The following is a 7,999-nucleotide window of genomic DNA, read 5'->3' on the forward strand; positions in this document are numbered from 1 at the left end:
TCCTTGTCCGCCTCGCTGGACGGCTCGTTAAAGGGATAGCTTTCGGACCGAACTCTATCAGTCCTCGGTTCCGGTCTCCGACGGGTCGGGGGTGGCCTCCGACACGTCTACGGCCGGCGCCGGGTCCAGCGAGGACACCGCGCGCTCGGCCGCCCGGATGTGCTCGGCGAGCCCGGCGATGCGGTCGAGGACGGCGTTGACGTAGGGCACCGACTTCTCGGCGGACAGGTCGGCGACCAGCAGCACCGACTGGTCGATCACGATGGCCGAGTCCACGTCCTCGGTGCCGAACAACAGCTCCCACGCCCCGGCGCGCAGCACCGCACGGTCCACTGCCGGGAGGCGCTCGAGCGTCCATTCCCGCAGGTGCTCGGCGATCATGGTGTCGAGACGGTCCAACCGCTCCGCCACGCCCGTGACGATGTCCACGGTGTACGAGGCGACGTCGTGGAACTCCTGCGACTCCTCGCCCATCCGGCGGCGTTCCTCGGCGAGCGCCACCACGTCGGCGTCCCGGAGCTCCGCCTCGAACAGCAGGGCCACCGCGCGCTTGCGGGCCCGGAACCTCGATCCGCGGCGCCGGTGTTCTGCGTCATCCGCCATGGTCAGGCGTTCACCCGGCTGAGGTAGCGGCCGTCGCGGGTGTCGATCCGCAGCTTGTCGCCCGTGTTGATGAACAGCGGCACGTGGACCTCGGCGCCGGTCTCGAGGGTGGCGGGCTTGGTGCCGCCGGTCGACCGGTCCCCCTGCAGGCCCGGGTCGGTGTGCTGGACCACCAGGTCGACGGCGACGGGCATCTCGGCGAAGAGCGCCACGCCCTCGTGCATCGACACCTGGACGCTGGTGTTCTCGAGGAGGAACCGGGCACCGTCCCCCATCACGGTGGGCGAGACGTTGATCTGCTCGAAGTCCTTCTCGTCCATGAGGACGTAGTCCTCACCGTCGCGGTAGAGGAAGGTCATGTCGCGGCGGTCCACCGTGGCGGTCTCCACCTTGACCCCGGCGTTGTAGGTCTTGTCGACGATCTTGCCGGAGACCACGTTCTTGATCTTGGTGCGGACGAAGGCGGGACCCTTACCCGGCTTGACGTGCTGGAACTCCTGGATCTGCCACAGGTTGCCCTCCTCCTTGAGGACGAGGCCGTTCTTGAAGTCGGCGGTGGACGCCATGATCGTTCTCCTTCGCGAGTCGTCGGCGGGCGGCCGGGGACCGGCGCCGCGCGCATTGTCTGTGGGACGGCTGCTCAGAGCACGCTGAGCGCCGTCGACGTGGTGGTCAGGGACCTACCGCCCCCGCCGGTGACGGCCACGGTGTCCTCGATTCGGATCCCTCCGAGGCCGGGGAGGTAGATCCCCGGCTCGATGGTGATCACATCGCCGTCGGACAGTGTACTCGCGGACCTGCTCGACACCGCGGGCGCTTCATGGACGTCCAACCCCACCCCGTGTCCCAGCGAGTGGCCGAAGTACCCGTCGAACCCGGCGTCGGCGATGATGCCCCGACTCACCGCGTCGAGCTCCGAGCAGGCCAGTCCCGCCCGGACCGCCGCCACCCCGGCGAGCTGGGCGCGTCTGACGACCTCGTAGGCGTCGAGGAGTCGGTCGGCAGCGCCGCCCAGGGCGACGGTGCGGGTGCAGTCGGAGGCGTATCCCGATACCGTCGCTCCGAAGTCCACCACGACGAGATCACCGGCGGCGAGAAGCCTGTCCCCCGGGACATGGTGCGGGTGCGCACCGTTGGGGCCCGAGGCGACGATGGTGTCGAACGCCACCCCGTCGGAGCCGGCCCGTCGCATCGCGTGTTCGAGATCCGCGGCGACCTCCCGCTCGCTGCGGTTCTCGGCGAGCAGGCCGTGGGCCAGCAGATGGTTCCATGACTCGTCCACGACCCGGCAGGCACGCTCGATGAGTCCGATCTCGACCGGGTCCTTCGCCCGCCTGACCTGCTCCACGAGCCCGCTGGTCTCGACGACCTGTGTCCCGGCGGCCCCGACCTGCTCGAGAACACCGCGCAGGGCGGACGCCGCGGACAGGGTCAGGTCGTCCGCCTCCACCGCGAGCGGGGCGTCCGCGGGACCCCGGCGACGTCCGAGCACCCCGGCGACGTAGTCCCGCGAGATCACGTGCCCGACATCAGGGGCCTGCTCGACCACCTGGAGCTCGTACCGCGAGTCCGTGCACAGGACCGCCTCGCCGTCGTCCTCCACGAGGACGGCCCCACCGGATCCGCGGAACCCGGTGAGGTAGGCGATGTTCCGTGGGTCGGTGACCAGGAGCGCACCGGCTCCCGCCTCGGCGGTCGCGGAGGCGACCGCACGTCGACGGGCCGCCAGGCGGTCGTTCACAGCAGGACCCCGCCGCCGCTGGGCTTGTTCCCCTCGGAGATCGCGGCGTAGGCCGCCGTCATCAGGGACGGGTCGGGGGCCTCCATGCGCGCCGGCCGGGCCAGTCCGTCGAGGACCACCAACCGGAGGAAGCCGGAGTGGTTCTTCTTGTCCCCCGCCATCAGCTCGAGCAACCGCGGGAACGCGTCGTCATGGTATCCGGTGGGTAGGCCGAGAGAGGACAGGATCGACGCGTGACGGTCGGCCGTCGCGTCGTCCAGACGACCGGCCAGGCGGGCCAGCTCGGCCACGAAGCACATCCCCACGCTCACGGCCGCCCCGTGCCGCCAGCGGTACTGCTCACGCCGCTCGACCGCGTGGCCGAGGGTGTGTCCGTAGTTGAGGTTCTCCCGGGGACCGGACTCCCTGAGGTCCCGGCCCACCACGTCGGCCTTGACCTGGATGCTCCGGCGGATGAGCTCGACGATCGTCTCCCCGGTCGGGTCGAGCGCCGCCTGCGGGTCGGCCTCGATGAGATCGAGGATCGCGGGGTCGGCGATGAAGCCGCACTTGACCACCTCCGCCATCCCGGAGATCAGCTCGTTGCGCGGAACCGACTCGAGTGTCGCGGTGTCGACGAAGACGGCGGCCGGCTCGTGGAAGCTGCCCACCAGGTTCTTGCCCGCGTCGGTGTTGATCCCGGTCTTACCACCGACGGCGGCGTCCACCATCGCGAGCAGCGTGGTGGGGATGTGGATCACGCGGACCCCGCGCATCCAGGTGGCGGCCACGAAGCCGGCGAGGTCCGTCGCCGCCCCGCCGCCCAGGCTCACCACGGTGTCCTTGCGGCCCAACCCGATCTTGCCGAGGACGTCCCAGCAGTACCCCGCCACTGCCAGATCCTTGCCGGCCTCGGCGTCGGGGATCTCCACGCGGTGCGCGTTGACGCCGGCCTCGGCGAGCTGCTCGCGCAGGGCCTCGGCGGTCTGGGTCAACGGAGGCTGGTGGAAGATCGCCAGGTTGCGCGACGTCGAACACGCCTCGAGGATCTCCGGCAGCAGTCCACGGCCGATCACCACCGGGTACGGATCGGCGGACCGCACCTCCACCACCACGGGGTCGGTGTCGTTCCGGTCTCGGTTCATGATGGACTCCCGCTCATCGCTCGACTACTCACGCTCGTACCCGTCTCTCGCCCGACTCACGATCGGTCCCCTGTGCCCCGGGCGTGCGGGTCACCGGACTCGAGCCTGTCGACGATCTCCGTCACCACCTTGCCCGAACTCCGGCGTTCCGTGCTCACCGTCGACCACGCCACCTCGCGGTACAGCGGTGACCGCTCGGTCAGCAACGCCTGGTAGCGCGCCGTCGCGTCCCCGCCCGCGAGGAGAGGACGGCCCGGACCGCGCGACCGACGAACACCCTCGGCCACCCCGATCGTCAGATGGATCACGCGGTGACCACGGAGCCGTGCGCGGGTGGTGGCCGAGAGCACCGCCCCGCCCCCCAGCGACAGGACACCGTCGAAGGACGCGAGCGCCTCCCCCACGACCTTCTCCTCGATCGCGCGGAACGCGGGCTCACCGTCGTCCGCGAAGATCTCGGGGATCGACCGCCCCTCGGACTCCTCGATCATCTGATCGGCGTCACGGAACGGCACGTCGAGCCTCCGGGCGAGCTTGCGTCCGATCGTCGTCTTGCCGGCACCCGGCGGACCCACCAGGACGGCGACCGGCCGTGCCGGATCGCTCATGCCGGATCCGAGTCCCAGTCCAGTCTCGCCGCCACGGCGTCGAGGTAGCCCTGCGCGTTGCGTCGGGTCTCCGACACCGAGTCCCCGCCGAACTTCTGCAGGACGGACCGTGCCAGGACCAGCGCGACCATCGATTCCGCGACCACTCCGGCAGCGGGGACCGCGCACACGTCGGAGCGCTGGTGGATCGCGGTGGCGCCCGACCCGTCGGCCATGTCGACCGTGCTCAGCGCGCGGGGGACGGTGGAGATGGGCTTCATGGCGGCGCGGACCCGGAGCGGCTGACCGTTGGTCATCCCCCCTTCGAGTCCACCCGCACGGTTGCTCCGGCGTCCCACTCCGTCCGCTCCGCGCACCATCTCGTCGTGTGCCACGCTTCCCCGTCGACGGGCGGTCTCGAAACCGTCGCCGACCTCGACCCCCTTGATCGCCTGGATACCCATGAGGGCCCCCGCCAGTTGGGCGTCGAGGCGCTCCTCGCCGGACACGTGCGAACCGAGTCCGATGGGCAGACCGTGGACCACCACCTCGACCACGCCTCCGAGCGTGTCGCCGGCCTTCTTGGCGGCCTCGATCTCGGCGATCATCAGGTCCCCGCTCGCCGCGTCGAACGCGCGCACGGGACTGTCGTCGATGGCCGGCAGGTCGGCGAACGTGGGCTCGGGTCCGGTGTAGGGCTCGGAGGCGCCGATCGAGATCACGTGCGAGAGGACCTCGACACCCAGGACCTCACGCAGCAGCGCGCGGGCGACCGTCCCGGCGGCGACCCTGGCCGCGGTCTCGCGGGCGCTCGCGCGCTCCAGGACCATCCGGGCGTCGTCGAAGTCGTACTTCAACATGCCGGCGAAGTCGGCGTGGCCCGGGCGCGGTCGGGTGAGCACGGCCGCGCGGGCCTTGTCCTCGATCGCGTCGGGCTCGACGGGATCCGCCGACATGATCTGTTCCCACTTGGGCCACTCGGTGTTACCGACCTCGATCGCGATGGGCGAGCCCATGGTGCGACCGTGCCGGACGCCCGCGAGCACCCTCACCGCGTCGGCCTCGAACTTCATCCGGGCGCCGCGGCCGTAGCCCAGGCGGCGGCGGGCGAGCTGCGAGGCGATCTGCTCGCTCGTCACCTCGACCCCCGCGATGACGCCCTCGACGATCGTCACTAGGGCCTGGCCATGCGATTCTCCGGCGGTGGTCCACTTCAGCACGCCGCCGATCATCCCACGTCCGGGTCTCACCCGGCACATCAGGCCCGCGGCGCCGCCGAGGTCCGGGTCCGGGAGGCGACGGAGGCCTGGTGTGGCGTGGTGCCGGTGAGGCGACGGAACGCGTGGATGAAGCTCGACGCCTCGGCGTATCCCAGGCGGATCGCGACGTCCTCGACCGAGAGCAGACCGGTGGCCAGCATCCGCTCCGCCAACTCGACCCGGACGTCGCCCAGCAGGCGCTGGTACGAGGTGCCCTCGTCCGCCAGCCGCCTCCGCAGCGTCCGGGGACTCATCCCCAGTGCGGCGGCCACGGAGGGCATGGGTGCCCCCTGGGAGAGACTCCCGGTGATCTCGACGCGGACACGGCTGCTCACCGGACCGCGGGTCCGGCGGGTGGCGGCGAGGTCCCGGCAGAGCGCCTCGGCCATGGCCACCGCCCCGGCACTGCCCTGCGGGAGGGGTAAGTCGAGGTGGACGGCGTCGAAGACCGCCGTGACCCCGTCGCCACCACCGGGCGATGACGGCACCGTGCCCAGCCGCTCGCCGTAGGCGGCGAGGGTCTCGTCGGTGCGCCCGCCGGCGAACGTGACCTCGGTGAAGGGCAGGCCGCCGGGGACGAGGTCCCGGAGAACGGAGTCGATCGCGAAGAGATCCCGATCCACGAGGAACTCGCGGACGTCCTCCGGGAGGGCGGCTCCCCCCAGCCGGACGACGATCCGGTCGCCGGTCGCCTCCACACCGAACGCGCTGAAGATGTAGCTCAGGTCGATGAAGCGCAGTGTCATGGCGATCACGTCGCGGAGGGTGGGGCTGGACAACAGGGCGTATCCGAGGATCCCGAAGGTCGTCAACCGATAGGCGGCCCCGACCTCCGCGGCGAGCGCGGGGCGGTCACCCGCGGCGGCGCACAGGTTGCGGATCGCGGCGAGCTCCTGCGCCGGGGCCACCAGCAGATCGGGGGTCGCGAGCTCGGCGGGACTGAGACCGACCCCGCGCAGGATGGTCCCCGCCTCCACGCCGAGTGCGCCCCCGGCCTCGACGAGCACACCGATGCCGGTGGCAGAACGCGGGAAGTCCCAGTGCGCTACCGCGGGGCGGTCCCAGGAGGTCATGGCCGGAATTATGGATTATTCGTCCGGGAAAGTCTGTGGCCACGCTGGGCCGACCCCATACGGTCGCACCATGACTTCCTCCGCCTCACCCGCGAACAGCACCCGACGGCGCCCGCGCGTACTCATCATCGGCGCCGGATTCGGTGGCCTCGGCGCCGCCTACGAACTCACCCGAGACGACCTCGCGGACGTGACGATCCTGGAGAAGGCCGACGACGTGGGCGGGGTGTGGCGGGACAACACCTACCCGGGAGCGGCCTGTGACGTGCCGTCGAACCTGTACTCGTACTCGTTCCACCGCAAGACGGACTGGGGCCGCCGCTACGCCGAGCAGCCGGACATCCTGTCCTACATCCGCGAGACGGCGGACCGGTACGGCCTACGGGACAAGGTGCGCACGGGGATCGAGGTGACCTCGGCCACCTTCGACGAGGACACCGCCACGTGGACGGTGCTCACCGCCTCCGGCGAGTCGTTCGAGGCCGACGTTCTGGTCCCCGCGATCGGCCAGCTGTCCAGGCCGGCATACCCGAACATCCCCGGGCTGGACTCCTTCGCGGGCCCGTCGTTCCACTCCGCCCGGTGGCGGCACGATGTGGATCTCACCGGCAAGCGGGTCGCGGTGCTCGGTACCGGGGCCTCGGCGATCCAGTTCGTCCCCCGGATCCGTGAGGCCGCGTCCCACGTGACGGTCTACCAGCGCTCGGCGCCGTGGGTGGTGCCCAAGCCCGACCGGGCCTACACCGACGCGCACCACACCGCGTTCGCCCGTGTCCCCGGCCTCGTCCCCGCGATGCGCGGGGCGATCTGGGAGACCACGGAGGCCATCGGCCTGGCCCTGACCTCCGCTCGTCCACTGGCGCGGATCCTCAGCGGGCTGGCCAAGGCCAACCTCAGGCTGACCGTCCGGGACCCGGAGTTGCGCGCCGCACTCACCCCCACGGAACCGATCGGGTGCAAACGGATGCTGTTCAGCAACGAGTGGTACCGCGCGCTGGCCCAGCCGGACGTCGACGTGGTGACCGACGGCGTCGCCGAGGTCGTCCCAGACGGGATCGTCACATCCGACGGACGTCTGCACCCCGCCGACGTCATCGTCTACGGCACCGGCTTCAAGGCCACCGAGTTCCTCGCGCCCATCACCGTGCGGGGGCGCGGGGGCCGGGATCTGCACGAGCAGTGGCGTGAGGGCGCACGGGCGTACCTCGGGATGGCCGTCCCGGGTTTTCCCAACATGTTCCTGATCTACGGCCCCAACACCAATCTCGGGAGCAGCTCGATCATCCTCATGATGGAACAGCAGGCCCGGTACATCCGTCAGATCGTCGAGGATCTGGCCCGTGCTGAGCGGCCCGTGGCACTCGAGGTGCGACGTGAGGTCGACGACGCCTACGACGCCGAGATCCTGCGACGCCTCGACGACTCGGTCTGGAGCGGGTGCGACTCCTGGTACAGGGTGGACTCCGGAAGGGTCACCACCAACTGGCCCGGGTTGGTCCACGAGTACCAGCGCCGGACCCGCACCGCGGACACCGCCGACTACGAGACCGTCGCGCCGCGCCGCTCGGCGGAGTCGGCGGCGGTCTGATCGCCCGCCCGGCGCCCGGTGGCG

8 protein-coding genes are annotated in these 7,999 nt (G+C 70.9%); 1 reads left to right on the forward strand and 7 read right to left on the reverse strand.

The annotated features are described in order from the left end of the window. Positions 1-57: 57 nt before the first annotated feature. From nusB to G6028_RS00780, 7 genes are all read right to left on the reverse strand, one after another. A complete protein-coding gene (gene nusB, locus G6028_RS00750; protein ID WP_182617265.1) occupies positions 58-603 on the reverse strand; it encodes a transcription antitermination factor NusB in 546 nt (181 codons plus the stop codon). 2 nt (positions 604-605) lie between these two features. Then, complete coding sequence (efp, locus tag G6028_RS00755) at positions 606-1,169, reverse strand: elongation factor P (protein WP_182610780.1); 564 nt, start codon at positions 1,167-1,169, stop codon at positions 606-608. Positions 1,170-1,243: 74 nt separating this feature from the next. Beyond that, positions 1,244-2,344 carry a M24 family metallopeptidase gene (locus G6028_RS00760; protein WP_182657712.1) on the reverse strand — a complete coding sequence of 367 codons (1,101 nt, stop codon included), beginning with the start codon at positions 2,342-2,344 and terminating at the stop codon, positions 1,244-1,246. Further along, the gene (gene aroB, locus G6028_RS00765) at positions 2,341-3,468 is read right to left on the reverse strand and encodes a 3-dehydroquinate synthase (protein ID WP_182640521.1); all 1,128 of its coding nucleotides are present in this window, start codon (positions 3,466-3,468) and stop codon (positions 2,341-2,343) included. Before aroB ends, G6028_RS00760 begins: the two co-directional genes overlap by 4 nt. 56 nt (positions 3,469-3,524) lie before the next feature. Beyond that, on the reverse strand, positions 3,525-4,076 hold the full coding sequence (locus tag G6028_RS00770; RefSeq protein ID WP_179525359.1) for a shikimate kinase: 552 nt from the start codon (positions 4,074-4,076) through the stop codon (positions 3,525-3,527). Continuing rightward, complete coding sequence (gene aroC, locus G6028_RS00775) at positions 4,073-5,275, reverse strand: chorismate synthase (protein ID WP_182657714.1); 1,203 nt, start codon at positions 5,273-5,275, stop codon at positions 4,073-4,075. The genes G6028_RS00770 and aroC overlap by 4 nt, the downstream gene beginning before the upstream one ends. 38 nt (positions 5,276-5,313) lie before the next feature. Continuing rightward, positions 5,314-6,387, reverse strand: a complete 1,074-nt coding sequence (locus G6028_RS00780) for an AraC family transcriptional regulator (protein ID WP_182657716.1) — start codon at positions 6,385-6,387, stop codon at positions 5,314-5,316. 70 nt (positions 6,388-6,457) lie between these two features. Here G6028_RS00780 and G6028_RS00785 point away from each other — a divergent pair, with 70 nt between their 5' ends. Beyond that, positions 6,458-7,975 carry a flavin-containing monooxygenase gene (locus tag G6028_RS00785; protein WP_182644413.1) on the forward strand — a complete coding sequence of 506 codons (1,518 nt, stop codon included), beginning with the start codon at positions 6,458-6,460 and terminating at the stop codon, positions 7,973-7,975. Positions 7,976-7,999 lie beyond the last annotated feature (24 nt).

The organism is Dietzia cercidiphylli, assembly GCF_014145145.1.
In the GTDB taxonomy this organism is placed as follows: Bacteria; Actinomycetota; Actinomycetes; order Mycobacteriales; family Mycobacteriaceae; genus Dietzia; species Dietzia natronolimnaea.

What these genes read in the sequence shown, in the direction of transcription:
- nusB (WP_182617265.1), bottom strand. Translation starts at nt 603, where the DNA reads ATGGCGGATGACGCAGAACACCGGCGCCGCGGATCGAGGTTCCGGGCC.
- efp (WP_182610780.1), bottom strand. Translation starts at nt 1,169, where the DNA reads ATGGCGTCCACCGCCGACTTCAAGAACGGCCTCGTCCTCAAGGAGGAG.
- aroB (WP_182640521.1), bottom strand. Translation starts at nt 3,468, where the DNA reads ATGAACCGAGACCGGAACGACACCGACCCCGTGGTGGTGGAGGTGCGG.
- G6028_RS00770 (WP_179525359.1), bottom strand. Translation starts at nt 4,076, where the DNA reads ATGAGCGATCCGGCACGGCCGGTCGCCGTCCTGGTGGGTCCGCCGGGT.
- G6028_RS00780 (WP_182657716.1), bottom strand. Translation starts at nt 6,387, where the DNA reads ATGACCTCCTGGGACCGCCCCGCGGTAGCGCACTGGGACTTCCCGCGT.
- G6028_RS00785 (WP_182644413.1), top strand. Translation starts at nt 6,458, where the DNA reads ATGACTTCCTCCGCCTCACCCGCGAACAGCACCCGACGGCGCCCGCGC.